The following is a 24,396-nucleotide window of genomic DNA, read 5'->3' as shown; positions in this document are numbered from 1 at the left end:
TGCGACCTGATGGCGCGCACCGGCCTCCGGTTGGGGGTGTACAGCCGGAGATATTTACCCGGTTCGATCACGTCTCCGACTGCCGCCACGGACGGCACAGCGCTCTGCCGATCGCGGATCGGCTAGAGGGACACGTCAGGGACTGTCCATCTGAGGGCCTTGTTGGTCTTCGTGTGTAGTGGGCGCGGTCGCCGCCGAGGCGTTGTGTCGGGGGGTCAGGAAGTGGTCGATGTCGACGATGAGGAACAGTGCGGTGGCGGTAGTGACCACGTGGGCGTGGTTGTTTTCGATGGTGGCTCGCAGGTGTAGTTTGCGGCCTGCGCGGGAGTGGATGTGAGAGCGGAGGGTGTAGGGGGTGTCGAGCAGGACCGGGGCGAGGTAGTCGATAGCGAGGTGGCGGGTGACGGCGAGCTCTCCCACGGTGTAGAGCAGAAACCCGAACAAGTCGTCGAGGACGGTGGCGACCGCGCCCCCGTGGGCAATCGCTGGGGCGCCGACATGGCGGGAATCGAAGCTGTGGTGGGCGTAGACGCCGTGTGCGTCGCGTCGGACGCGCAACTGGTGGCCGTGAGGGTTAGCCGGTCCGCAACCAAGGCAGTGGGGGTGGTGAGGCGGCAGGTCGACGTGTTCGGGCGGCGCCACAGCGAAGGTACGGATCCAGTCCTCGGCCTCGAAAGGTTCGGGGCCGGCGGTCTCGGGTGTGTTGGTGTTGGGTGTGTGCTCGGTCATGGACGCCTTCCGTAGGTGTCCTCACCATTAGCAATGAGGATGTCGCAGTGGGCTTTGTGGGCAAGCTCGGCCGGCGAGGTGAATAGCAGCCGGGCCAGTGGTGACCGGTGGGGGTTCGCGGTGACGATGAGGTCGTCGGCGGTCGGGCCGGCTAGGTGAAACAGTGCGCGGACGGTGGGCTCGGGCAGGATGCGAGTTTCGATGTCGACGGCGCCGTGGGCGATCGCATGTTGGTGCGCGGTGCGCAGGATGGCGTCGGTGGGTGTGGTAGCTCGCAGCCGGTCGACGTCAGTACCGAGTGCGCGTTCGTCGATGTCGTGACGGGCGCAGATGATCAGGAGTCGGGCGTGGGTGACGTGAGCCAGCTCGGCGGCGTGGTCGACCACGCGGTAGGAGTAGTCGGATCCGTCGGTGTCGACGAGGATCGTGCGATAGGCCGTCATGATGGGGCCTCTTTCACGAGAAGGGGGTGTTCGAGCGGGGAGGGGTGTTCGTGTGAGTGCGTGACGCGCGGGAGCGGCGGGTGGTGGGGCCGGGAGAGAGGACTGCCAGCACGATCGCCCCGGCGGCGGTGAGGGCGGCCAGCGTGAGCGCGGCCTGGCTGCTGCCGTGCACGAACGCTGCCTTGGCGAACTCGGCCAGCGGTTGGGCCGCCGGTCCGGCCTGGTCAGCGACCTGCAGAGCAGCGGCCAGGGAATCGGCGACCGGGCCGCGGGCGGGCTCGGGAAGCTGGGGCAGAGCGGGCTGGATGTGGTGGGTATAGCCTGCGGCGAGCACGCTGCCAGCCACGGCGATCCCGATCGCGGCGCCGATCTCGCGGGCAGCGTCGTTGACCGCGGCGGCGACCCCCTGTTTGGCCGCAGGGGTGTCGGCGACGATGGCGTAGGTCGCCGGGGCGGTGCACAATCCCAGACCCGCGCTCATGATCAGCAGCGGCCACAGCAGGCCGGGATAGTCCGCGGCCACGGTCAACCGGCTTACCAGCACCAGTCCGGCAGCGATGGCAAGCAGTCCTGAGACGGTCATCACTTTCAACCCGACGAGGCTCGACAACCACGGTGCGATTACCGAGATCACGACCAGCGGCACCACCATCGGCGCCAACGCCAGTGCCGAGGCCAGCGGCCCATAGCCGAGGATCAGCTGCAGGTACTGCACCAACAGCAGGAACACTCCGAAGGTAACCAGGAACTGGATGGTCACCGACAGCGAGCCGGCCCCGAAACCGCGGCGGGCGAACAACCGCACGTCCAGCAGTGGCGCAGAAGACCGCAGCTCTACGATCACAAACACCACCGCTGCCAGGAGACCGACCCCGGCGATAGCGGCGACGAGCTGGTCGGCCCAGCCCCGCGCGGGAACCTCGATCGCGGCGAACACGATCGCCGCGATCGCGACGGCCACCACCGCCGCACCCACCCAGTCCACCGGGGGATGCTCGCTCTCTCGGGACTCGGCGATAGTGCACGCCAACCCCGCCAGCACCACCCCCGCCACGGTCAACCCGACGAACACCGAAGGCCATGACCACCGCTCGAGCAGTACCCCGGCGCCGAGGATGCCCAGGACCGCCCCGGATCCAGCAACCCCGGCCCACACACCTACAGCGCGACCGCGATGCGCCGGTGGAAATCCCGCGGTCAGTATCGACAGCGTCGAGGGCATGACCAGCGCCGCGCCCACCCCGGCCAGCGCGCGCGCTGCGATCAGCCACACCGGGTCGGCCAGCAGCAGCGGCAGCGCCGACGCGACCGAGAACACCGCCAGCCCCGTGACCAGCACACCGCGACGCCCGTAACGGTCACCGATTGCTCCGGCAGGCAGCACAAGACACGCCAGCACCAGCGTGTAACCGTCGACGATCCAGGTCAACTGGGCTTGCGTCGCCCCGGTCTCGACCGCGATCTGCGGCAACGCCGAGTACAACGCCGCCATGGCCGCGACCACCAGCGCCACCGCCAGGCACGACACCGTCAGCATCCACCACTCGGCCCTGGTCCACCGGTCGATCTCAACAGCGCCCGTCCCAGGTGTGTCCACCGGCGCCTCCCAACTCAAAGACCAACAGTCTCGGTACGAGACCATTCGTATCATAGTGGTGGGGGCTCGGGATAGAGTCGACACATACGCCCAGGGCTGAACGAGACGAATCGGAGGAGCGCGCTCCCATGACCGCCCCGGACCACGCCACGACCGACTCACTCACCGCAGTCGACGAGCAGGCCGATCCGCGGCTAGCACGCTCACGCAACCGGTTACTCGACGCGGCCGCGCCCAACTTCGGGGGTGTCTTGACGTGCCCAAGCAGGCGTTCTCGAACAAAGGTGGTCGGCTGGCGCTCCGGCCCGCGGCCACAACTGCCGCAGCACCTGCCTTCAATCCGGAAAATCTAGGTTCCCATGCGGAGCTGTCACTTCCGAGAAAGATGATCATGCCCGAGCACATGCCCATGCCCACACAGCAGGCATAACCCCTCGCTTTGGCTGCAAAGTGCCCACGTCGACGCGGATTCCACCACTGATCACGCCGTTGCGGTGACCCCGAGACTCAGGAAGATCCTGTCGGACCGAAATCTTGGTCGGCCCCTGGAGTACCACTGATCTCATGCACTGGGAACGGCCCCACACTGATTTACCGCATCCGCCAGCCCCCTCAACCCGCCGGAGACCGGGCGGCTCAGCGTCATGGATGCCGGAACTCGTTCGGAGAGCGGCCGGTCCATCGCTTGAAGGCGTGTGAGAAGTTGGTGAGGTCACTGTATCCGAGCTCCGTGGCGACCTCAGTCACCGACATTGATCGGTCGAGTAACCGCAGCATCGCACGCTCGCGCAGGAATGACTGGCGCAACTCGCGGAAAGTGGTCCCCTCTTCGGAGAGGCGCCGCTTGAGTGTGCTGACGGATATCGACAACTCGCGTGCGACCCAGTGGATACTCCCCTGTGCGGGCTCCTTCTCCAGCAGCCGTCTCGTCTTCTCCGAAAACGACGTGGTCCTGCCCCGCTGGTCGAGAGTTCGCTGCAGATCGCCGATGGCGAGTCGGTATGTGAGGGGATCGGAGAACCGGCAAACCTCGTTAAGCGTGTCCGCGGGAACATGAAGGAAGGACATCGGAGCGCCGAAAAACAGGCGCCCGGCTATTAAGTCCTCATGATTGGACAGGAGGGGCGGCACCGGCCAACTCAAGTGGAGTGTGACGGTGGGCATGTCGCCGGCGAGCATGTCAAGCAGTCGCAGTAGCGCCGACCCGCAGTAGGCGACGACCAGGCAGTCCAGGGCCGGATCGCTTGTGTGTGCGGTGAACCCGATGGTGAGGCCGTGGTCACTTGGATGGAACTGTGGACTGAGAGCTGTCGAGATCAACGGCAGATAGGTGAGCAACTCCACGATCTCGGCTACCGAGCCTGCGCTGACCAGCGGAGAACTCAACGGGCCGAAGGACGTCAACTGGGCCTGTTCAGCGAACGCAAAGCCGAGCAGTGTTGCCTGGTCGACGTCGAGTTCGGGGTAGACCTCCCGAAACCACCGTATGGGGGCCTGAACGTCGCGCTGAATCAGCGTCGCCTCGTCGGTTCCTTCGCGAGACATGATGTTGCGAAGCCGCGCGACGGCGTCTGGGTCGAATGCTTGGCGCTCGAGCAATTGCACGAACAGGAGCGGGGGCACACCCTCGTCATCGAGGATCATTGGTTCACCAGATCCCTTTGAGCCGAATTCACAAGTTTCTGACTCCGCAGAACATAGCCGTAGCGGTCATCCCCGACGACACTTTGATCAAGTTCCCAAGGCGAGGACAACGTATCAGGAGTTGGTTATGGCAGTTGTCACCTTTGTCTCACACGACGGCAAGAAGCACGAGGTCCCTTTCCAAGAAGGACAGTCGCTGATGCAGGTCGCGACCAACAATGCAGTGCCCGGCATCGACGGCGACTGCGGAGGCGAGGCCGCGTGCGGCACCTGCCATGTGATCGTCGATCCGCAGTGGTCCGAGGAGGTGGGCCTCTCCGGCTCCGACGAGGAGGAGATGCTCGCGATGAACCCTGAGCGTCAACCGACCTCTCGACTGTCCTGCCAGATTCCGGTCTCCGAGGCGTGGGACGGCCTGACCGTCCTAATGCCTGAGTTTCAGATGTGACGACGAGAGAGACGATAAGACGCAATGAAGTTTTCTGAGGCAATCGCCGCTAAGGTTCAGTCGACTATCCCGATGGAGCGGCAGATCCAGGGCGCACAACTGTACGACAAGACGCGGCGATGGGTGACCGGAGCGAACGGAGAGAGGCTTTTCATCGAGAGCCCCATCCCTCCTGTGGAGGACGTCGAACTCGCCGACATCGACCTCAGCAACCCTTTCCTCTATCGCCAGGGGCGCTGGCAGTCGTACTTCGAGCGCGTACGCAACGAGGCTCCGGTCCACTACCAGCCTAACAGTCCGTTCGGGCCGTTCTGGTCCGTCACAAGGCATGCCGACATCATGGCCGTCGACAAGAACCACGAGGTCTTCTCCGCCGAGCCGTTGATCGTCATCGGGGTTCCACCTCGTTTTCTTGATATCGAGATGTTCATAGCGATGGATCCGCCACGACACGACGCGCAGCGGGCCGCTGTCCAAGGCGTGGTCGCACCGAAGAACCTGCGTGAGATGGAGGGTCTGATTCGATCGCGCGTCCAGGAGGTGCTGGACAACCTGCCCGTGGATCAGCCGTTCGACTGGGTCCAGAACGTCTCGGTCGAGTTGACCGCTCGGATGCTTGCGACCCTCCTGGACTTTCCCTACGAGCAGCGCCGCAAGCTCGCTTACTGGTCTGATCTCGCATCCTCGATGGAGCAAGCCAACGGCGGCCCCTCGGACAATGACGAGGTGTTCCGCGGCATGCGCGACATGGCGCGAGGTCTCAGCACTCTCTGGCGCGACAAGGCTGCCCGGACAGCTGCCGGGGAGGAACCCGGATTCGACTTGATCACCCTGTTGCAGAGCAACGAAGACACCAAGGATCTGATCGACCGACCGATGGAGTTCCTGGGCAACCTTGTGTTGCTGATCGTCGGAGGCAACGACACGACGCGGAACTCGATGAGCGGCGGTGTTCTCGCGTTGAACCGGTTCCCTGACCAGTTCGAGAAGCTGAAGGCGAACCCTGACCTGATCCCCAATATGGTCTCGGAGATCATTCGGTGGCAAACACCGTTGGCCTACATGCGCCGGATCGCCAAGGCCGACACCGTGCTGAACGGGCAGTTCATCCGCAAGGGCGACAAGGTAGTGATGTGGTACGCCTCAGGCAACCGTGATGAGCGGATGTTCGATCGGCCCGACGACTTCATCATCGACCGGGCCAACGCTCGCAACCACATCTCCTTCGGCTTCGGTGTCCACCGCTGCATGGGCAACCGACTGGCGGAATTACAGCTGCGGATTCTCTGGGAAGAGTTGCTTTCTCGCTTCGAAAAGATCGAGGTCGTCGGCGAGCCCGAGTATGTGCAGTCCAACTTTGTCAGGGGCATCAGCAAGATGATGGTCCGTCTCACCCCGAAATCCGACTTATGACCTTACATCGGGCCCTCGTCGTCGGGGCCAGCCATGCCGGAGCCCAACTCGCGGCCAGTCTTCGACAGGAAGGGTGGACCGGCGAGATCGTTCTCATCGGCGATGAGTCGACGTTGCCCTACCAACGCCCTCCTCTGTCGAAGGCGTACCTGGCCGGGAAGAGCACACTCGACGAGCTTGCGATCCGCAATGCCGATTTCTATAGCAAGCAGGGAATCCAAGTCCTGAATGCGACGGTGGAGGCGATCGACCGCTCGGGTGGTCATCTCTCACTGAGTACCGGCGGCGCACTAGCTTACGACCAGCTTGCGCTGTGCACTGGCGCCCGCCCTCGGCGACTCCCCACCCCGGGAGCCAACTTGGCCGGAGTCCACTACTTACGCACAGCCGCAGACGTCGAGATGATCCGAGTGGCCGCCCACGCAGGACGTCGGGCAGTGATCATCGGCGGCGGTTACATCGGACTGGAGACGGCTGCCTCGTTGCGTGCACTGGGGCTGGAGGTCACCGTGCTCGAGGCGACTGGGCGCGTCCTTGAGCGGGTCACTGCCCCCGAAGTATCAGCGTTCTTCGACCGTATTCACCGGCAGGAGGGCGTGAAAATCCGGACGGGTGTGCTGGTCGAGGTTCTGTCCGGCGAGGACAGGGTCCGTGAAGTAGTTCTGTCCGGTGGCGAGTCAATTCCCGCTGACCTCGTCATTGTCGGCATCGGCGTTGAGCCGAACACCGATCTTGCCGCCGCCGCAGGTCTGGTCATTGATAACGGCGTCGTGATCGACGACCAGGCCCGGACCAGCGACCCCGACATCGTGGCCGCCGGGGATTGCGCAAGCCACAGCATGGCTCGCTACAGCCGCCCTCTACGCCTGGAGTCTGTGCCGAGCGCGCACGAGCAAGCCAAGGTCGCTGCCGCGACGGTGTGTGGGAAGTCCAAGAAGATAGCGGCGCTTCCATGGTTCTGGTCGGATCAATATGATCTCAAGCTCCAGATCGCCGGTCTGAACACCGGTTACGACGAAGTCATCCTCAGCGGAGACCCGACCCGAGACCGCGACTTCACCTGCTTCTACCTCCGTGAGGGAGAGCTTATTGGCGCCGACTGCATCAACCGCCCCCGTGACTTCATGTTCAGCAAGCGGGTAATCACGCAGCAACTCCCCATCGACCGAACTGAACTGGCGCTTGCCAGCTCCGCCTGAGATGACGGGTCTTCGGGCGATGGGTACGAAATGGTGAGTGCGGGCTGCGTTTCGGAAAGGAACACAAGTGACGAACATTATCCATCTCCCGCTGGCGAAGGGTCGTGAGCGACTCTCGTCGGTCCTCATGGTGCCACTGCCGAGTCGGGTCGACGCGGCCCTGCTCGGGGCCAGTGACCGGTGGCCTGTCCGAGAGCTCGCCCCGCCCCCGGCGGGGTCAGGCCTCAAACCGGTCTTAGGGACCGCTGGCATGCCTCTGCTCGGTCACACCCTGGACTACATCCGGTTCGGATCTAACTTCTCCCGGGCCAGGTACCAGCGGCTAGGACCTGTGTCGTGGATGGGCGCCTTCGGCACGAAAATAGTGGCGGTTGCCGGACCGGATGCCATACAGGAGGTGCTGACCACCAAGGCGAAGTCGTTCTCCCAGGACGGGTGGACCTATCTCATCGATGCCTTTTTTCATCGGGGCCTGATGTTGATGAGCTTCGACGAACACAGGATGCATCGGCGGATCATGCAGGAGGCGTTCACCCGCGACCGACTCGCCGGCTACGTCGACCAGCTCGGCCCGACGCTGGAGGCCAGCATCCCAGGGTGGACAGCGGGACAATCCACCACGCGCATCTACCCGCTGCTGAAGGCACTAACTCTCGACGTCGCCACGAAGGTCTTCATGGCAGGTCGGGGGGGTAGCGAGGATACCGATGCCATCAACGACGCCTTCGTGGCCACCGTGCGTGCGGCCAGCTCGATCATCCGTTTCCCGTTACCGGGGACTCGTTGGCGAGCGGGAGTCCGTGGGCGCGCGCTCTTGGAGGACTACTTCACCCGGCACCTGCCGGCGGCTCGAAGTGGCCAAGGAGGCGACCTCTTTGCGGGGCTGTGCCATGCGCGCACGGCCGACGGTGAGGCGTTCACCGATGAGGACGTCGTTAGCCACATGATCTTCTTGATGATGGCGGCCCACGACACATCGACCATCACCACCACCGCTGCCGCCTACTTCCTCGCCAAGCACCCGGCCTGGCAGGAACGGGCGCGGGCCGAGTCCGACCGACTCGGTGGACGCCGCCCGGACATCGACGACCTGGACTCACTGGAGACTCTCGACCTGGTGATCAAGGAGACACTCCGTCTGGTGGCGCCCGTGCCCATCGTGATGCGCAAGACGGTCGAAGACGTGGATATCGCCGGCCACCACATCCCGGCGGACACCCTGGTGGCCGTGGCTCCGTCGGTGAACCACTTCGACGAGTCGTGCTGGACCGACCCCGACACCTTTGACCCTGACCGCTTCAGCGAACCGCGGCGTGAGGACCAGAATCACCGCCTCGGGTGGATCCCCTTCGGAGGAGGGGTACACAAGTGCATCGGTCTGCACTTCGGCACCCTCGAAGTCAAGGCGATTCTGCACCACATGCTACGCACCTACACCTGGACGGTCCCCGATCAGTATGAAGCGAGGTGGGACAACACCTCACTCCCCATTCCGGTCGACGGGTTGCCGATAACTCTGGAGCGCAGATGAATAAGGCACCGCTGGCGCACTCGTGGGCGACCGACTTCCTCGACATCGAGCACGAGTCCGTCCGGGCGTTCACCGCCGCCGCGGTTGGGGATGCGGGCACCGACCGGGACAAGGCGAAGCGCCTCTTCGCCGCCGTCCGCGACCAGATCCGGTACGACCCCTACACGGTGTCGGACGATCCCGCCCATTATCGAGCAAGCTTCGTCCTCGAGACCGGGCGCGCCTATTGCGTCCCGAAGGCGGTGCTCTTGACCGCGGTGTGCCGTGCGGCAGGGATTCCGGCGCTACTGGGGTTTGCCGACGTCCGAAATCATTTGCAGACCGAAGCGTTGCGAGCGCTCATGGGCGGCACGGACCTGTTCGTCTATCACGGCTACAGCCATCTCTACGTCAACGGCCGGTGGATGAAGGCGACCCCGGCGTTCAACACCGAGTTGTGTGCCCGTTTCGGGGTGCCGCCGGTGGATTTCGACGGCGAGCACGACGCCCTCCTGCACGCCTTCGCCGCCGACGGAGCCCTGCACATGGAGTATGTCCGCGAGCGCGGCGTCTTCGACGACCTGCCTTTGAACACGATCTTGACCGAGCTTCGGCATACCTATGGACAGCGAATCTTTGAGCGCACCCACGTGATCGCTGACGCTTTCACCGACACACCCGACAGATGCACCCAGCCCGACGGGATCGCCCGCGGGCTCCACTCACTCCCGGAGGCCCGATGAGCACGGCGACCACAGCGGATGCCCTGGACGTACGCAACCCCGCCGACGGCCGGCTGGTCGCAACCGTCCCCATCGATACCCGCGAGACCGTGAACAGCATCGCGGCCGATCTCCGCCGCGCTCAGCTCGGGTGGGCTCAGGCAAGCCCGCGGCAACGCTCCCGATGGTTGCATCGCTGGCGAGACTGGATCCTGGCTCACACCGACGAACTCACCGATCTGCTGCAAGCCGAAACAGGCAAGGTGCGCCCCGACGCCCTGGTTGAGACGACAGCATCGTGCGAGTTCATCACCTACTACGCAAACCATGCCGAGAAGTTTCTCGCTGACGAGCAAGTCCGATCCGCAGGTCTGCTAAGTCTGCCGAAACGGCTGTCCAAGACCTACCACCCGTACCCGGTTGTCGGGCTCATCACACCGTGGAACTTCCCGATCACCCTCTTCCTCATGGATGCAGCTCCTGCGCTGGCTGCCGGATGCGCAGTCCTGGCGAAGTCCTCGGAAGAGACGCCACTGACCTGTGCACGAGTCGTCGAGGGCTGGCACGAGATCGGCGCCCCACCAGTTTTGGCGCATGTTGTGGGTGCTAGCGAAGCAGGTGCTGCGGTCGTGGACGCCGCTGACTTCGTTCAGTTCACGGGCTCGACAGCCACCGGGAGGACAATCGCGATCCGCTGTGCCGAGCAATTGAAGCCTGTGAGCTTGGAGTTAGGTGGTAAAGATCCGGCGATCGTGCTGGAGGATGCCGACCTTGCTCGTGCTGTGGAGGGGATCGCGTGGGGCGGTCTGTTCAACGCGGGGCAGGTCTGCATCTCAGTCGAGCGGGTGTATGTGGTCTCTGAGATCTACGACGAGTTCGTGGCCCGGCTGGCTCAACGAGTACGGTCACTTACCCAAGGTGCCGCGGCAGGTGACGACGTAGGTGCGATGGTCACGGCGAGACAGGTCGAGATAGCCGATCGCCACGTCAGCCAGGCAGTGGCGGCAGGTGCGCAGGTACTGGCCGGCGGAACCCTAAGCGCGGTCGGGAACTACTACGCTCCAACCGTTGTGGTCGGCGTCGACCACACAATGGCCTGCATGACCGAGGAGACCTTCGGCCCCACGATCCCTGTGATGCGTGTCGCGGACGAGGACGAGGCCATCCACCTGGCTAACGACTCGGCGTTCGGCTTGTCTGCCACAGTGTGGACCCGCGACCATGCTCGTGCGCGGCGTATCGCACAACGTCTGGACGCGGGTGCAGTCAACATCAACGACGTCTTCAGCAACCTCTTCGCCACCACACTGCCGCACAGTGGATGGAAGGCCTCAGGTATCGGTGCGCGACTAGGCGGCGCCTACGGACTTCACAAATACTGCCGGGTCCAGTCCGTGACCGAGCCGCGGATCCCTGTCCTGACACGAGAACTCACGTGGTACCCGTACACCTCCCGACGTACGGCCATCGCCGAAAAAGTATTGCGTGCAGCAGCCGGTCGCGGTCTACGACAACGCCTCGGCCTGAACAAGGAGCACAGCAAGTGACGACACACAATCCCCATACCGCCGCGAAAACAGTGGCGATCACCGGGGGAGCCCGCGGCATCGGCTACCAGACCGCGAAGGAGCTGATCCGACGAGGTCACCGCGTGGCCATCGGCGACATCGACGAGGCACGTGCTAAGGAGACCGCCGCCGAACTGGGGGTTAAGGTTGTCACCCGCCTCGATGTCACCGACCCTGACTCGTTCAAAGACTTTCTCGACCTAGTCGAGGGAGACCTCGGCCCCCTCGACGTGCTGATCAACAACGCGGGCATCATGCCCACCGGGCACACCCACGAGGAAGACGACGCGGTGACCCGGCGGCAGGTCGAGATCAACGTCCTGGGAGTCATCTTTGGGACCAAACTCGCCCTTCAACGGATGCTCCCTCGTCGTACTGGACACATCATCAACACCGCATCACTGGCCGGCGAGCTCGCCGTCCCCGGTCTGGCGACCTACTGCGGCACCAAATTCGCGGTCATCGGATTCACGGAGGCGGCGCGACTGGAATACCGCAAGTCAGGCGTGCGGCTGTCCACAGTGCGGCCCACGTTCACCAACACCGAACTCGTTGCTGGGACAGCAGGAGCCAAGGGACTGCGCAATGCAGAGCCCGAGGAAATCGCTCGAGTGACAGGCGAACTGATCGAGAAACCGCGGCCCTTCGTGCGCGTCACTCGCCTCGCAGGGAGCATGGTCGCAGCGATGAAGTTCGTCCCCGAACGGCTCGCCACCAGGCTCGGATCGGCCCTGGACACAGACTCTGTATTCCTCGACGACGTGGACATGGGGGCACGTCAGGCCTACCTGGACAGAATTCGGAACAACTGACCTGGTCTTCGAACCCACCACCCAAAAAAGGAAGATACATGCCCCGCAAGATCCTGATCAAGGACTACCCCCATCAGATCGGGGGGCACTGTGGTTCTGGCGCAATGCGGGATCTTCTGCACTGGCATGGACTGGGGTGGGAAGGGCCACCCGATGAAGGTCTGGTGTTCGCACTCGGCGGCTCGCTGGGGCTAGCGTACCTCCGATCGAATGACCTGGTTCCACCATTGTATTTGGTGGGACGAGGGGCCGACTTCGAAATCGATCTACCCCGCCGGCTAGGCGGACAGGTCCACGTTCTCACCACCGACGATCCCAGTGAGGGATGGTCTTGGGTTCTCGACGAGATCGACGCAGGCAGACCCAGCCTGGTGTGGGGCGACATAGCCGAGCTACCGTACCTGCAGGTCCAGTTGCAGATGAGTCGCCACGACATCGTGGTGATCGGTTACGACGAAGCTAAGGGGATTGCCTTCGTCGTAGACAATGATCGCGCCGAGGTGCAGGAAGTCCCGCTCGATTCGCTGGCTCGGGCGCGTTCCTCGACGTCCTTCCCTCAACCGACGCGCCACTGTACATACCGCATCACCTGGCCGAGCGCGCTGCCAGACATGGCAACAGTGGCGGCAGAGGCATTTCGCCAATCCGCGGCCAACATGCGCCACCCGTCACAGCCGGGGATCGTTGATCTCACGACCATGGAGGCCGGGGCCGAGGGGCTAGCTGCAGTCGAGCAGTTGGCGGCCGACCTTCGAGCCTGGGCAGACCTTCCGACAAGAGATCTTGAGATCTTCCTGTTCAGTCTGGGCGCTTTCATCGAGAAGGCGGGCACCGGCGGCGGCCTATTCCGCCGGTTGCTCGCCGATGGCTGCGCGGATGTCGCACGCCTGACCGGTGATCTAGCCACCGCCGACCTCGCCGTCGCCGCCAGCCGTTGTGCGCAGGCATGGACCGAAACTGCACGTGCCGGGACCCAACGCGACATTGATGCGCGCGCTCGCTTAGCGGCGGTGGTCACGGCGGCTAGCCGACTACCAGAACTCGAGTCGAACCTGGTCGAGTCCCTGGAATTGGCTTCAACCTCACTTACGGCTGCAGGTCTCTGACAGCCCGCTGTTAACCAGGACGCCCGGTGAATTGATCTGCGGATCGCTGTTCGTTCGCAGGCACTATCGAATGAAGGAATGGTATGCAGAGCACGATGATGAACTTTCCCTTGACAACTGCGGCGATTCTGCGCCACGGTTCGAGTGTGCATAGCTCGGCAACCGTACGGACCTTGCAGTCCGACGGGAGCGTTAAGGTCGGCACTTTCGCCGAAGTCGGACGGAGAGCCGCACAGTTGGCCAACGCATTGCGCGGTTGCGGGATCACAGGCGATGAGCGTGTTGCGACCTTTATGTGGAACAACCAGGAGCATGTTGAGGCCTACTGTGCGGTGCCCTCGATGGGCGCAGTGCTGCACACCCTGAACCTACGTCTCACCCCTGATCAACTTGTCTACATCGGCAACCACGCCGAGGATCAGGTCGTAATTCTCGATGGAAGCCTGCTGCCCTTGCTGGCCCCTGTACTGCTGCAGCTCACCAGCGTGCACACCGTCGTCGTGACCGGCGAAGTGGACCTTACCCCGCTGCACCGTGACGGGGTCAGGGTCGTGGGGTACGAGGAGTTCCTCGCCTCTCAGTCCGATACGTTCGACTGGCCTGATCTCGATGAGCAGTCCGCAGCCGCTATGTGTTATACCTCGGGTACCACCGGCAACCCCAAAGGGGTCGCCTACAGCCACCGGTCGACGTACTTGCATTCGATGGCGGCCTGCGCCGCCGACGGACTGCGAGTCAGCTGCGATGATCGGATCCTTGCCATCGTGCCGATGTTCCACGCCAACGCTTGGGGACTAGTCTATGCCGCCCTTATGTCGGGCGCCGACCTACTCATGCCTGACAGGTTCCTGCAGGCTGAGCCGCTGGTGCGGCTCATCGACGCACAGAGGCCGACCGTCGCGGGCGCAGTTCCGACGATCTGGAATGACGTCTTAAACTTCTTGGAGGCAAACTCCAGCTATGACATCTCCTCTCTCGGTCTGGTCGCCTGCGGTGGTTCCGCAGTACCCCTTCACCTGATGGAGGCCTTCGAGGAGAGGTACGGCGTGCAGGTCGTCCAGGCATGGGGAATGACCGAAACCTCGCCGCTGGCCGCCATCGCACGCCCACCGGTATCGCTCGATGTGCAGGAGCGCTGGCGCCTGCGCGCCACCCAAGGCCGCCCGGTTGCAGGGGTGGAGCTGAGGATTGTCGACGACGAGGGCAATAAGCTCCCGCACGACGGCGAAGCGGTCGGTGAGTTGCAAGCACGCGGGCCCTGGATTACCGGCTCGTACGTCGGCGAGGAGCATGACAGTGAGAAGTTTCAGGAAGGGTGGTTACGCACCGGCGACGTCGGGCGGATCGATGCACGCAATTTCGTGACGCTGACCGACCGCGCCAAGGACGTGATCAAGTCCGGCGGGGAGTGGATCTCCTCGGTCGAGCTCGAACTGCTGCTTGCCGGTCATCCAGACGTGCTCGAGGCATCTGTGATCGGAGTGCCGGACGAGAAGTGGCAAGAACGCCCCCTCGCGGTGATCGTTCCACGTGAGGGCCGCGAGCCCGCACCTGCTAATCTGCGCGACTTCCTCGACGGCAAGGTCGCCAAGTGGTGGCTGCCCGAGCGTTGGTGCTTCATCTCCGAGGTGCCCAAGACCTCAGTCGGCAAGTTCGACAAGAAGCGCCTACGCTCCCTGCACGCCGAAGGAGAGCTAGCTGTCATCGAAATCTAGGAAATTTTTTTCCAACCGGAGTTCTGAATAGGACGAGGCAGATGGAACGCGGGGCGGGAAGTTTTTCACGACACCGGCGTCCATCGCAGACTACGGCACTGGTGAAGGAGATGGGGTCGTGATCTCCCGTTGGGCGGGACACCTCGCCTGACCAACGTGGAGTTGAGCGAAGGGCTGCCACCGCACTCTCCGGAGTGCGCTCAGGTGTATTTGCATAACGGTCACACTCGAGACCGGCATTAAGCGCGGTTTCATCGACAGGAAGGTCGGACCATGGGCAAAGCTTCGGATGCGGTCGGGGGTCGGTCGACCCAGACATGGATGACTGGGTGCGCTCATTCCGGCCGCTGGAAGAATCTAGCTCGCCTGAGTTGCCACCCCACCACCCCAACTGTCTTGGGTGCGGGCCGACGAACCCGCACGGGCATTACCTGTCGGTACGGCGTTGCCGAGACGGCGTCGTTGCTCACCACCTCTTCGAACCAACGTCACGTAGGGGTGCCCAGGATAGCACACGGCGGCGCGGTGGCGACCGTAATCGACGATCTTTTCGGTTTCCTGCTCTACACGGTCGGAGAACTCGGCGTGACGCGCCGTCTCGAACTCGACTACCTCGCGCCGGTTCTGCTTGCCACGCCTTACACCCTGCACGCCGATACACGGTCTCGCGATGGCCGGAAATTGAATCTCGCGGCCAGGATCGAGGATATAGAGGGTCGATCGGTCACCACGGCGACCGCCCTGTTCATCCTGGTCGACGTCGAACATTTCCTGCAGTCACAGGCGAATACTAAGAGGCAAGCATGAATGTACCGACCGAGAGGGAACTGCTCCTGGACGCCTTACTCACCGATCACGGCGCAGCCGGACCTTACGAAGCGTTCCGACGGCTGCGAGAGACGCGCCCCGTCTTGGTTACGCGATCGGGGGTGCTGGTATTGAGTCGCTACGACGATTGCGCGGCGGCGCTCCGCGACCGCAGACTCGGCAAGGCCGACGAGTCGCTGGGCTTCGGCTTGTCCGAGATCCCTGACGAGCTGCAACGTCGGGCCATGCATCGATTCCGGCGCACCATGCTGTTCCGTAACCCCCCTGACCATCACCGGCTGCGTCGACTGGTGGCCGACGTGTTCACCCCTCGACACATTGACGAGTTGCGCAGCCGCATCATCACACAGATCCATCACCTACTTAACGTCATGGAGGTACAGGTCTTCGTCGACATCATCACCGATCTGGCGCTCCCGCTGCCTGTGAATGTGATAGGCGAACTTCTGGGAGTTCCCGCGGCCGATCGGGCAGTTGCCGCGCCATTGGTGCGTGCCCTGCTCGCCTCACTGGAACCCGGAGCCAATGTTGAGGCTCTGACCGCCGCCTGTGAAGCCGAGAACCAACTTGCCATGTATTTCGCTGACCTGTTGTCGGTCAAACGCGCCCGCCCCGCCGATGACCTACTCAGCCGACTCGCCGTCGCGCACGGCGACGACATCCTGGATGACGACGAATGCGTCGGCACCGCGATTCTGTTGTTCGCCGCAGGGTTCGAAACCACCACAAACCTCATCGGCAACGGTGTCGCCGCGCTGCTCGCTCACCCCGACCAAATGCGCGAACTGGGTGCCAGGCCCGACTTGGCGAGCAATACCGTCGAAGAATTGTTGCGTTACGACTCCCCCGTCCAGACCAACGGGCGCACGGTGCTCGAGCCGACACGGCTGGCAGGAGTCGATCTACATCCCGGTCAGATCGTATTGACCTTGCTCGGGGCGGCCAACAGAGATCCGGACCGATTTTGTGACCCGGATAAGCTCGACATCACCCGAACCGGAGTCCCACCGTTGTCGTTCGGCGCCGGCATTCACTTCTGTCTCGGCGCGCCGCTGGCCCGGCTCGAAGGATCCCTACTGTTCCCGATCCTGGTGGCTCGTTTTCCCGGTCTCCAGCTCGTCGAACAGCCTCGCTGGCGTACCGGGCTGTCCTTCCGCGGGCTATCGAGTTTAAAGGTGGCAACCAGATGAGCCCTCCCCTACCCCCACCAGAAGGGCTCGAAGTCTCGGGAGTTGAACCCGACCGAACCACCTCGCGGTAAACGGCGCATCGCACTGTGCTGCAGCCGCCCGCGCCGGATCGCCCCAGGCGTGCGGAGGCACCGAACGACCGAAGAGTTGCCGGACGGAACAGTCGGACGCCTCTCGGTGGACGCTGCATCGATGCCGTGTCGTTACTCGGCAACAGACCCTGATCCTGCCCCACGCCGACAACAATTCAGCCCGCCGACGGAAGCCCTCGATGTTTCGCGGTCACCATTTTCGGCTCGACGGCCGCGTCGTGTGCGCTATCGGGCCGGGAGGTGCGTTGAGTGAGAAGACTCCCGCTCGTGGTAATCATGGCGGGGGCGAGCGCGCCGACCGGTCGGACGAACGAACGACCGACCGGATGCTGCGGTGCAGGCCGAGCGCGCGAAGACGCGACAGACTCGGCACGGTTTCACGACAGAGAGGTCCGACCATGAAAAGAATTCCGGACGAGGTCAGCGGGTCGGCCGGCCCCGCTATCGAGAACTGGGCGCGCTCGTTCTGGAGCACGACTTCCGAGTCGCCTGATCTACCGCCCCACCACCCCGACTGTCTTGGTTGTGGGCCGGAGAACCCGCACGGCCACGCCCTGTCGGTCCAGCGTGACGAGAACGGCGTGGTAGCTCACCATGTGTTCGACCAGCGTCATGTCGGGGCACCCGGGATAGCACACGGAGGCGCGGTGGCGACCGTTCTCGACGATCTGTTCGGCTTCCTGCTCTACACAGTGGGTGAGCTCGCCGTGACGCGGCGTCTCGAGCTCGACTACCTAGCGCCGGTTCTGCTCGGCACTCCATACGTATTGCGTGCTGCCGTTCGGTCTCGTGATGGGCGCAAACTGGATCTCACGGCCACGATGGACGATGCGCAGGGCAGCTCCGTAGCCACCGCTACTGCCCTGTTCGTGGTAGTCGAGGTCGAACACTTCATGCAGTCCCAAGCCCGAGCCCAACTCCGGGCCACAGACACGAATCACACCGAAGAATAGACACCCTGGCCGACCTTCACCGACGTCCATCACCCGCGGTGGCTGTCGTACGGCTGCGTCTACCTGGCGCAAAGACGGCGAGGACGAGTGCCCCAGCGGCGGTCAGCGCCGCCAACGACAGCGTCGCCTGACCACTTCCGTGTACGAATGCGGCTCTGGCGAACTCGGCCAGCGGCTGACCAGCTGGTCCTGCGCGGTCGGCGACCTGCAACGCGGCGGCCAGAGAATCGGCCACCGGACCACGGGCAGGCTCGGGTAGCTGGGGCAGAGCCGGCTGAATGTGCTGAACGTAACCGGCCGCGAGCACGCTACCGGCTACCGCAATCCCAATCGCGGCACCGATTTCGCGAGCTGCGTCGTTGACCGCGGCAGCCACCCCGTGCTTGGCCTCAGGAGTGTCCGAGACGATGGCGAAAGTCGCAGGGGCGGTACACAACCCCAAACCCGCGCTCATGATGAGCAAGGGCCACAGCAGGTCAGGGTAAGTCGCCGCGACGGTCAGTCTGCTCACCATCACCAGTCCCGCCGCGATGGTGAGCAGACCTACAGTGGTCATCACCCGCAGCCCAACAATGTTCGACAGCCAGGGTGCAATCACCGAGATCACGATGAGCGGCACGACCATAGGGGTCAACGCCAACGCGGCGGTGAGCGGTCCATAACCGAGAATCAACTGCAGATACTGCACCAACAACAAGAACACCCCGAAGGTCACCAGAAATTGGATACAGACAGACAGCGCGCCGGCACCGAAACCACGGCGGGCGAACAACCGGACATCGAGTAGGGGTGCCGAGGAACGTAGTTCTACGACGACGAACACCACAACCGCAAACAAGCCCACCGCAGTGCTGATGGCGACGAGCGAATCCGACCAGCCACGGGCCGGAACCTCGATCACAGCGAAGACGATCGCCCCGACCGCGACAACTACGGTCACCGCGCCCACCCAATCGACCGGTGGATGCTCCTGCTGGCGGGACTCCGCGATACTGCATGCCAACCCGGCCAGAACCGCTCCGGCGACGGTCAACCCGACGAACACCGAGGTCCACGACCACTGCTCGAGCAGCACTCCAGCCCCGAGGATGCCCAGGACCGCCCCGGATCCAGCAACCCCGGCCCACACACCTACAGCGCGACCGCGATGCGCCGGTGGAAATCCCGCGGTCAGTATCGACAGCGTCGAGGGCATGACCAGCGCCGCACCCGCCCCAGCCAACGCGCGAGCAGCGATCAGCCACGCCGGGTCGGCGAGAAACAAGGGCAATGCCGACGCGAAAGCGAACAACGCCAACCCCGCCACGAGCACCCCCCGGCGACCGTACCGGTCACCGATCGCACCGGCAGGCAGAACGAAGCACGCCAATACCAGCGTATAACCGTCGACTATCCAGGTCAGTTGAGCTTGCGTCGCCCTTGTCGCGACCGCGATCTGTGGCAACGCTGAATACAATGCCGCCATTGCGGCCACCACCAACGCGACTGCCATGCACGACACAATCAACATCCACCACTGGGCACCGCTCCATCGAGCGACGCTGGCAGAGTCGGATCTACGTTCGTTCAACGGCCAGCCTCCCAGTTTGAGACTGATCGTCTCGGTGCGAGACTATTAGTATCATAACTTTGCGGGTGTGACAGAATGGTCATGCTAGGACATGTTTTGTCAGTCAAAATGGAGCGGAGCCCGTTCATGGTCGACCCTCTCGTTGCGGCCGAGGGCCCGGCCGACCCCCGGCTGGCGCGCTCACGTAACCGGTTACTCGAAGCGGCGGGCCAGCTGCTAGCCACCGGCGGTGTCGAGGCGGTCACCGTGGAGGCGGTCACCCGCATGTCGAAGGTTGCACGTGCCACTCTGTACCGACACTTCGGAAGTACCACTGACCTGCTCGCTGCAACCTTCGAGCGACTACTACCCCCAGTCGACACCGATATCGATACCGGTCCGCTACGCGAACGTCTGATTTCGGTGCTCACCACCCAGGCCGACCTCATCGACCAAGCTCCGGTGCAGATGACCACGCTGGCCTGGCTGGCAATGGGACCCGTCAACAGCGGCGACGCCAGCCGGCGCGATCTCGATCCTGGCGCGGTGGTCTCGCTTCGGGCCCGTGTCATAGAGCAATACCGCAGGTCCCTGGATCAGATCCTGACGGCCCCTGACGCCCGCACTGTGCTCGGCGAGATCGACACCACCTTCGCCCTCATTCAGCTCCTCGGACCGATAGTGTTCGCTCGCCTCACAGGACTGCGCCACATCCACGCCGACGACTGCATCCAAATCGTCGACAACTTTCTCGCCGCCCATGCCGCAAGTGTCCGATCGAGCACTTCGCGCGACAACAGCCGTCCACGGCCGGCCGCGACGCTAGACCCGCAGCTCACCGACGGCCAGTAAAACTTGATGCGAAATTTCACCATCAATGTGCTATCCAGTCAGGGATCGCAGCGCTCACTGGATAAGGCCGGACGTGTGCTCAAGAACTCGGAGCTGCACTGCAGTGCACTTCTGACATCGTGCAGCCGTCTTCTGAAACTGACATTCACCTGGGGAAATTTCAGCGCCTTCCGTCCATTTTGTTGTCCGTTGAAAAAATCCGGTATGGCATAGTTTCTAACGGACAGTTTGTGTGCGGGACATCGTGAACGGTGACGATCGGGAGTGGAATGAAGATCGGCTACGCACGGGTCAGTACGGCGGCTCAAGATTCGTCGATTCAGGTCGAGCTTCTCGCCAAGGAGGGAGTCGACCGAGACCGGGTCTACGTCGATCACGGAATCAGTGGCCGGCAGACTCGACGGCCCGGGCTCGACAATGCGATCAACGCGGCCCGCGAAGGCGACGTCTTTTGCGTGACCAAACTCGACCGGCTCTCCCGGTCCGCGAAGGATCTCCACGAAACGGTGGGGCGACTGGCGGACAAGGGTGTTGCGTTGTCGATCGACGGGAAGATCTACGACCCGTCGGATCCGATGGGCAAAATGTTCATCGGAGTGCTCGGGCTGATGGCCGAATTCGAGTCAGACCTGATCCGAAGTCGGACCAGGGACGCAGTGGCAGCGGCTGCCGCGGCCGGCAAGATGAAAGGCCGTCAACATAAGCTCACGCCGGAAGAGCGTGCGTACCTGTTGCAGGTGTACGAAACCGGACAGTTCAAAATCGAAACTCTTTGCAAGAACACGGGTTTGAAGCGTTCGGCACTGTATTCGAATATTCAGCTTGCCCGAATTGAGCGCAATGACCACGATCGTAGGGCTTCGGAAACTGCTTGACATCGGCCTTGTCCGCACTCCACCCAAATACGTTCACAATTAGGTAGATTGGGTGACGGTTCTATTTTTCCGCAAGGTGGGGGTTCAGCTATGTCATTCGGAGATAAGGGTTTACCGCGTTTTATTGATCCGGACTACAGGGAGGCCTCGGTCACCGACGGACAGTCCTTGGTACTCAACCCGTTGCAAATTCACGCCAATGTTGACGAGATACTTGAGCGGCATTTGCTCGATCCGACAGTCGTTTTCGGTTTGCAGGACTTCTTTGGTGACGCCGAAACTGCTTTTGTGTTCGCACAACTCGGCCTCGCCGAGGATCTGTCGCAGCACATCGCCAAGACGGCTTCCAAGTTGATACGTCAGTCTTTTCCCAATCTGTATGGGCAGGTGGACTGGGCGTTTTTGACCAACCTGGATCCGGGGCTGCCAGACGGCCAGATCGCGGAGGCAGAGTTGCTACTCGCTCGTCAGATCATGCGAGATGCCTTCGACCCCAATCGATCTGTTGCCGAGAGTTATGGGGTAGCAGATCTGCCCTATCAGGGGCAGACGGGGCTTTGGTTGGTTGAGTGCGCCTTCTTCGCCCTCATTGGCCAGGGGCTCAGGGAAGGGCCGGGAAAGTAGCCCGGTTCGGTAGCGAAGATGCCCCGGCCTCCACTGGCCGGGGCATCTCGCTTCAGTCCCATAGCTCCGGACGGATGAAGGGTTGATCCGATCGTTGCCTGAGTTGCTCTCGATTGGCCCGCATCGGATTCTGTCGAACGAGATTTTGTCATGCAGGCATGAGTGCGTTGCGCAGCTGCGCTGTTACCGCGTCTTCGATGCGGGTTGCGAGGTCGATGTCCTCTCGCAAGGTTGCGGATGCGTGGGCGGCTCCGAGGGTGCCGGCACACAGGTTCCATGCGAGTCGGGGTGTGGTGGGGGTGTCGGTGAGTTCGCCTGCGGTGATGGCGGTTTCGATGATGTCGCTGATGGCGTCGACCCAGTGTGCGAAGGCTGCGCCGTTGTTGATGGTGGGTTCGAGGGTGAGTTTCATTCCGGCCCGCAGGTTGGTGTCTTCGCCGATGTGCTGTGCGAGCGAGATAAAGATCGCTGCCAGCTTTTGGCTTGCCGTGCTGCTCGCCCCTGCCGCCAGTGCTTCGCTGATGGTTTCGGCGAGGGCGTGATTCCAGTCCGAGATGAGGTGTTCGGCGATCGCTTCTTTGGATGGGAAGTGGTAGTACATTGCGCCTTTGGCGAATTTTCCGGTACCGCTGATGGTGTTGATGCTGGTGTGGCCGTATCCGTCGGTGTCGAAGTGACGGGCCGCGACGGCGATGATCGCTTCGCGTGTCCGCACTGCGCGGTCCTGCATTGCTGAGTTTTTACTGCCGGGGATACGCCCGATCCGAGGGCTGGTTCTTGTGGCGGCAGCGTTTTCCGGAGTGGCCGCCGATTCATTGGGGCTGTTCACAGGAATGCTCCTTCGACCATGCGGACGGCGGCCGGGTCGGTTCCGCGCCACATCAGCAGCAGATCGTCGACTCGTTTGGTGATGGTGTGGTTCTCGTCGAGGCTAGCTGCAACCTGCACTGCGCCGACGAATCCGGCGCAGAGAGTGTCTGCGAGCCTGGACATGCTTTCCGCGCAGTCGAGGGCGCCGGAACGGATCGCGTCGACGACGATCGGTGTGATCGCGTCGGTCCACGATTCGTAGGTCGCACACGCATCACTGAGCGACTTGTCGACGGACAGGGTGAGTCCAGCTCGGGTGATCGCTTCTGTTTGGGTGCGGCGGGCGAGTTCGCGGTAGATCATGATCACTTGCCGATCGGCGGGTTGACCTGTCGCTGCGGCCTTCCCCACTGTCTCGGAGACTGCGGCGGACCAGCGGCAGAGCATCTCGCTCGCGATGGATTCCTTCTTCGAGAAGTGGAAGTACATCGCACCTTTGGTGGTCTCAGAGATCGCCAAGATGTCATTGATGCTGGTGCCCGCATACCCGGTTCGACTGAAGAGGGTGGCGGACACCTCGAGGATCGCTTCTCGGGTGATTTTCGCTCGTGGCTGCATAGGTGGTCGGCCGGTTTTGCCGTGGTCGATGCCTTCGGAGCGGTCGGTATGATTGTTCATGGTCACAGGTGCTTTCTGTGGTCATCGGCCCTGACGGTGTTACAGCACCGCCAGGGCCACCCCTTTATTGGTGGGTGTGGGTCAAACGGTGGCGAGTTCGCTGCGCATCGGGTTCTCGGCGGCTCGCAGGTCGGGCAATGGTGGACTGTCGAAGCCTGCTTCTCGAGCTGCGGCATCGAACTTCTCGTACCGGCGCCATGCGGTCGATGTCGCGACAGGCGGCTTCGATTCCAGAGCGATGGTTTCCCACGTGAGGTTCGGGTTTGTCAGCTTGCGGACCGCTGTGTCTTTGACGTTCTTCGCGAGATTCGACCGGGCGATGAAAGCCATGAGGTCGTCTATGTCGGCATCCGTGTCGGCCTGTGCTTCTTCGACGGCGCGGCGGTCTGGGAACTCCGTAGCGGCGTCTTGGGGATCGAGGATCTCGTCGAGGTCGTTCATCGTTTCGTCCACGAAAACCGGCTCCGCAAAGTCCGCAAAAGCGTCCTCGTTGCCGGCCTTCGCATCCACCGCTTTGGCGTCTACGTCTAGATCGTCGTCCTCCTGCTCCGCAATATTGTGGGCGATCTTCTCGCGGGGCTGAGGGACGCGGATCGGTCCCCGGCCTACGGTGAGGTCAGATGCAATACTCGTTGCATCCTCACTGTCGGTGGCACTTTCGACGATCGCACGGTAAGCGGCGTACGCCATTCCGACTGCCTTCACCAGAATTGTGATTCCGTGCGTGAAAGCCAAGACCAGGGCCGGCGGAATGATCGCTATGGCCGCTGCAATAGCGGGCGCGAGTGGAATGAACCCAAGGTCTCCCCCACCATCGATCGACTCCTGCGCGGCGATTGCTGCGTGATAGGCGTGGTAGGCGTTTCCGAGAATGCTGATCACGACGACGCTGACGGCGAGTGCGATGTAGAAGCCCCTGTCGCGCTTGTTCATGTTGAGCTTGCTGATGATGACGATGGCGATGGTGGCGCCGAGGATGGCGCTGTCGACGATCGCTGGGAAGATCCAGGTCAGGTGTTCGGGGATCAGTGCTTGCCGC

Annotated in this window: 23 protein-coding genes and 1 pseudogene; 16 read left to right on the top strand and 8 right to left on the bottom strand. The window is 62.9% G+C overall.

The genetic code is table 11. The features are described 5' to 3' along the window. Nucleotides 1–135: 135 nt before the first annotated feature. From RE4_RS28910 to RE4_RS28900, 3 genes are read right to left on the bottom strand one after another with little or no spacing between them, the layout of a single operon-like run. Nucleotides 136–729, bottom strand: coding sequence for a PaaI family thioesterase (locus tag RE4_RS28910; protein ID WP_019750071.1), 594 nt, complete (start codon nt 727–729; stop codon nt 136–138). Next, on the bottom strand, nt 726–1,172 hold the full coding sequence (locus RE4_RS28905) for a universal stress protein (protein WP_019750070.1): 447 nt from the start codon (nt 1,170–1,172) through the stop codon (nt 726–728). The genes RE4_RS28910 and RE4_RS28905 overlap by 4 nt, the downstream gene beginning before the upstream one ends. A 13-nt stretch (nt 1,173–1,185) precedes the next feature. Then, nucleotides 1,186–2,709, bottom strand: a complete 1,524-nt coding sequence (locus RE4_RS28900) for an MFS transporter (RefSeq protein ID WP_044480709.1) — start codon at nt 2,707–2,709, stop codon at nt 1,186–1,188. Between the two features lie 188 nt (nt 2,710–2,897). Here RE4_RS28900 and RE4_RS31720 point away from each other — a divergent pair, with 188 nt between their 5' ends. Further along, entirely contained in the window at nt 2,898–3,122 is a 225-nt protein-coding gene (locus tag RE4_RS31720; RefSeq protein ID WP_230544131.1) for a hypothetical protein, read from the top strand. A gap of 289 nt (nt 3,123–3,411) precedes the next feature. Here the strand turns inward: RE4_RS31720 and RE4_RS28895 are convergent, their stop codons facing one another. After that, on the bottom strand, nt 3,412–4,413 hold the full coding sequence (locus tag RE4_RS28895; protein ID WP_003942428.1) for an AraC family transcriptional regulator: 1,002 nt from the start codon (nt 4,411–4,413) through the stop codon (nt 3,412–3,414). A 127-nt stretch (nt 4,414–4,540) separates the two neighbouring features. Between RE4_RS28895 and RE4_RS28890 the strand changes: the two genes are divergently transcribed. The 12 genes and pseudogenes from RE4_RS28890 (at nt 4,541) to RE4_RS28835 (ending at nt 17,969) form a co-directional block, all read left to right on the top strand. After that, nucleotides 4,541–4,861 (top strand): 2Fe-2S iron-sulfur cluster-binding protein, encoded by a 321-nt coding sequence (locus tag RE4_RS28890; protein WP_003942421.1) that lies wholly within the window; start codon nt 4,541–4,543, stop codon nt 4,859–4,861. A 24-nt stretch (nt 4,862–4,885) separates the two neighbouring features. After that, entirely contained in the window at nt 4,886–6,274 is a 1,389-nt protein-coding gene (locus RE4_RS28885) for a cytochrome P450 (protein WP_024487888.1), read from the top strand. Then, nucleotides 6,271–7,473, top strand: a complete 1,203-nt coding sequence (locus RE4_RS28880) for an NAD(P)/FAD-dependent oxidoreductase (protein ID WP_024487889.1) — start codon at nt 6,271–6,273, stop codon at nt 7,471–7,473. Before RE4_RS28885 ends, RE4_RS28880 begins: the two co-directional genes overlap by 4 nt. Nucleotides 7,474–7,540: 67 nt before the next feature. Continuing rightward, entirely contained in the window at nt 7,541–9,004 is a 1,464-nt protein-coding gene (locus RE4_RS28875; protein ID WP_019750067.1) for a cytochrome P450, read from the top strand. After that, on the top strand, nt 9,001–9,726 hold the full coding sequence (locus RE4_RS28870) for a transglutaminase-like domain-containing protein (RefSeq protein WP_003942420.1): 726 nt from the start codon (nt 9,001–9,003) through the stop codon (nt 9,724–9,726). The genes RE4_RS28875 and RE4_RS28870 overlap by 4 nt, the downstream gene beginning before the upstream one ends. Next, nucleotides 9,723–11,252 carry an aldehyde dehydrogenase family protein gene (locus tag RE4_RS28865; RefSeq protein WP_003942430.1) on the top strand — a complete coding sequence of 510 codons (1,530 nt, stop codon included), beginning with the start codon at nt 9,723–9,725 and terminating at the stop codon, nt 11,250–11,252. Before RE4_RS28870 ends, RE4_RS28865 begins: the two co-directional genes overlap by 4 nt. After that, nucleotides 11,249–12,085, top strand: coding sequence for an SDR family oxidoreductase (locus RE4_RS28860; protein ID WP_003942425.1), 837 nt, complete (start codon nt 11,249–11,251; stop codon nt 12,083–12,085). Before RE4_RS28865 ends, RE4_RS28860 begins: the two co-directional genes overlap by 4 nt. A 38-nt stretch (nt 12,086–12,123) precedes the next feature. Then, nucleotides 12,124–13,191 (top strand): BtrH N-terminal domain-containing protein, encoded by a 1,068-nt coding sequence (locus RE4_RS28855; RefSeq protein WP_003942427.1) that lies wholly within the window; start codon nt 12,124–12,126, stop codon nt 13,189–13,191. Nucleotides 13,192–13,274: 83 nt separating this feature from the next. Beyond that, nucleotides 13,275–14,906 (top strand): fatty acid--CoA ligase, encoded by a 1,632-nt coding sequence (locus tag RE4_RS28850; RefSeq protein ID WP_024487890.1) that lies wholly within the window; start codon nt 13,275–13,277, stop codon nt 14,904–14,906. 317 nt (nt 14,907–15,223) lie between these two features. After that, nucleotides 15,224–15,713 (top strand): annotated as a pseudogene (locus tag RE4_RS28845) (PaaI family thioesterase). Then, nucleotides 15,710–16,924 carry a cytochrome P450 gene (locus tag RE4_RS28840; RefSeq protein WP_019750065.1) on the top strand — a complete coding sequence of 405 codons (1,215 nt, stop codon included), beginning with the start codon at nt 15,710–15,712 and terminating at the stop codon, nt 16,922–16,924. Before RE4_RS28845 ends, RE4_RS28840 begins: the two are co-directional and overlap by 4 nt. 490 nt (nt 16,925–17,414) lie before the next feature. Beyond that, nucleotides 17,415–17,969, top strand: coding sequence for a PaaI family thioesterase (locus RE4_RS28835; protein WP_024487891.1), 555 nt, complete (start codon nt 17,415–17,417; stop codon nt 17,967–17,969). Between the two features lie 16 nt (nt 17,970–17,985). Here RE4_RS28835 and RE4_RS28830 read toward each other — a convergent pair whose 3' ends face one another. Beyond that, nucleotides 17,986–19,461 carry an MFS transporter gene (locus tag RE4_RS28830; RefSeq protein WP_370671306.1) on the bottom strand — a complete coding sequence of 492 codons (1,476 nt, stop codon included), beginning with the start codon at nt 19,459–19,461 and terminating at the stop codon, nt 17,986–17,988. A gap of 204 nt (nt 19,462–19,665) precedes the next feature. On the opposite strand from RE4_RS28830, the gene RE4_RS28825 reads away from it, so the two are divergent. The 3 genes from RE4_RS28825 to RE4_RS28815 all read left to right on the top strand — a co-directional run bounded on the left by RE4_RS28825 (nt 19,666) and on the right by RE4_RS28815 (nt 21,869). Then, nucleotides 19,666–20,370 (top strand): TetR/AcrR family transcriptional regulator, encoded by a 705-nt coding sequence (locus tag RE4_RS28825; RefSeq protein WP_019749804.1) that lies wholly within the window; start codon nt 19,666–19,668, stop codon nt 20,368–20,370. Between the two features lie 251 nt (nt 20,371–20,621). Further along, a complete protein-coding gene (locus tag RE4_RS28820; protein WP_230544132.1) occupies nt 20,622–21,245 on the top strand; it encodes a recombinase family protein in 624 nt (207 codons plus the stop codon). Nucleotides 21,246–21,335: 90 nt separating this feature from the next. Next, nucleotides 21,336–21,869 carry a hypothetical protein gene (locus tag RE4_RS28815; protein WP_019749802.1) on the top strand — a complete coding sequence of 178 codons (534 nt, stop codon included), beginning with the start codon at nt 21,336–21,338 and terminating at the stop codon, nt 21,867–21,869. A gap of 148 nt (nt 21,870–22,017) precedes the next feature. Here RE4_RS28815 and RE4_RS28810 read toward each other — a convergent pair whose 3' ends face one another. The 3 genes from RE4_RS28810 to RE4_RS31420 form a co-directional block, all read right to left on the bottom strand. Further along, the gene (locus tag RE4_RS28810; RefSeq protein ID WP_024487894.1) at nt 22,018–22,698 is read right to left on the bottom strand and encodes a TetR family transcriptional regulator; all 681 of its coding nucleotides are present in this window, start codon (nt 22,696–22,698) and stop codon (nt 22,018–22,020) included. Further along, nucleotides 22,695–23,357, bottom strand: coding sequence for a TetR family transcriptional regulator (locus RE4_RS28805; protein ID WP_024487895.1), 663 nt, complete (start codon nt 23,355–23,357; stop codon nt 22,695–22,697). Before RE4_RS28805 ends, RE4_RS28810 begins: the two co-directional genes overlap by 4 nt. 81 nt (nt 23,358–23,438) lie before the next feature. Beyond that, a partial coding sequence (locus RE4_RS31420) for a DUF2637 domain-containing protein (RefSeq protein WP_060939828.1) occupies nt 23,439–24,396 on the bottom strand: 958 nt, incomplete at its 5' end.

The organism is Rhodococcus erythropolis NBRC 15567 (assembly GCF_001552595.1).
In the GTDB taxonomy this organism is placed as follows: domain Bacteria; phylum Actinomycetota; class Actinomycetes; order Mycobacteriales; family Mycobacteriaceae; genus Rhodococcus_F; species Rhodococcus_F erythropolis.
The sequence above is the reverse complement of the archived record's forward strand: the minus strand, read 5'-3'. Positions and strand labels throughout refer to the sequence as shown.

Coding starts and splice junctions, on each gene's coding strand:
- RE4_RS28910 (WP_019750071.1), bottom strand. CDS start 729: ATGACCGAGCACACACCCAACACCAACACACCCGAGACCGCCGGCCCC.
- RE4_RS28905 (WP_019750070.1), bottom strand. CDS start 1,172: ATGACGGCCTATCGCACGATCCTCGTCGACACCGACGGATCCGACTAC.
- RE4_RS28900 (WP_044480709.1), bottom strand. CDS start 2,709: ATGCTGACGGTGTCGTGCCTGGCGGTGGCGCTGGTGGTCGCGGCCATG.
- RE4_RS31720 (WP_230544131.1), top strand. CDS start 2,898: ATGACCGCCCCGGACCACGCCACGACCGACTCACTCACCGCAGTCGAC.
- RE4_RS28895 (WP_003942428.1), bottom strand. CDS start 4,413: ATGATCCTCGATGACGAGGGTGTGCCCCCGCTCCTGTTCGTGCAATTG.
- RE4_RS28890 (WP_003942421.1), top strand. CDS start 4,541: ATGGCAGTTGTCACCTTTGTCTCACACGACGGCAAGAAGCACGAGGTC.
- RE4_RS28885 (WP_024487888.1), top strand. CDS start 4,886: ATGAAGTTTTCTGAGGCAATCGCCGCTAAGGTTCAGTCGACTATCCCG.
- RE4_RS28880 (WP_024487889.1), top strand. CDS start 6,271: ATGACCTTACATCGGGCCCTCGTCGTCGGGGCCAGCCATGCCGGAGCC.
- RE4_RS28870 (WP_003942420.1), top strand. CDS start 9,001: ATGAATAAGGCACCGCTGGCGCACTCGTGGGCGACCGACTTCCTCGAC.
- RE4_RS28865 (WP_003942430.1), top strand. CDS start 9,723: ATGAGCACGGCGACCACAGCGGATGCCCTGGACGTACGCAACCCCGCC.
- RE4_RS28855 (WP_003942427.1), top strand. CDS start 12,124: ATGCCCCGCAAGATCCTGATCAAGGACTACCCCCATCAGATCGGGGGG.
- RE4_RS28850 (WP_024487890.1), top strand. CDS start 13,275: ATGCAGAGCACGATGATGAACTTTCCCTTGACAACTGCGGCGATTCTG.
- RE4_RS28840 (WP_019750065.1), top strand. CDS start 15,710: ATGAATGTACCGACCGAGAGGGAACTGCTCCTGGACGCCTTACTCACC.
- RE4_RS28835 (WP_024487891.1), top strand. CDS start 17,415: ATGAAAAGAATTCCGGACGAGGTCAGCGGGTCGGCCGGCCCCGCTATC.
- RE4_RS28830 (WP_370671306.1), bottom strand. CDS start 19,461: ATGGCAGTCGCGTTGGTGGTGGCCGCAATGGCGGCATTGTATTCAGCG.
- RE4_RS28825 (WP_019749804.1), top strand. CDS start 19,666: ATGGTCGACCCTCTCGTTGCGGCCGAGGGCCCGGCCGACCCCCGGCTG.
- RE4_RS28815 (WP_019749802.1), top strand. CDS start 21,336: ATGTCATTCGGAGATAAGGGTTTACCGCGTTTTATTGATCCGGACTAC.
- RE4_RS28805 (WP_024487895.1), bottom strand. CDS start 23,357: ATGAACAATCATACCGACCGCTCCGAAGGCATCGACCACGGCAAAACC.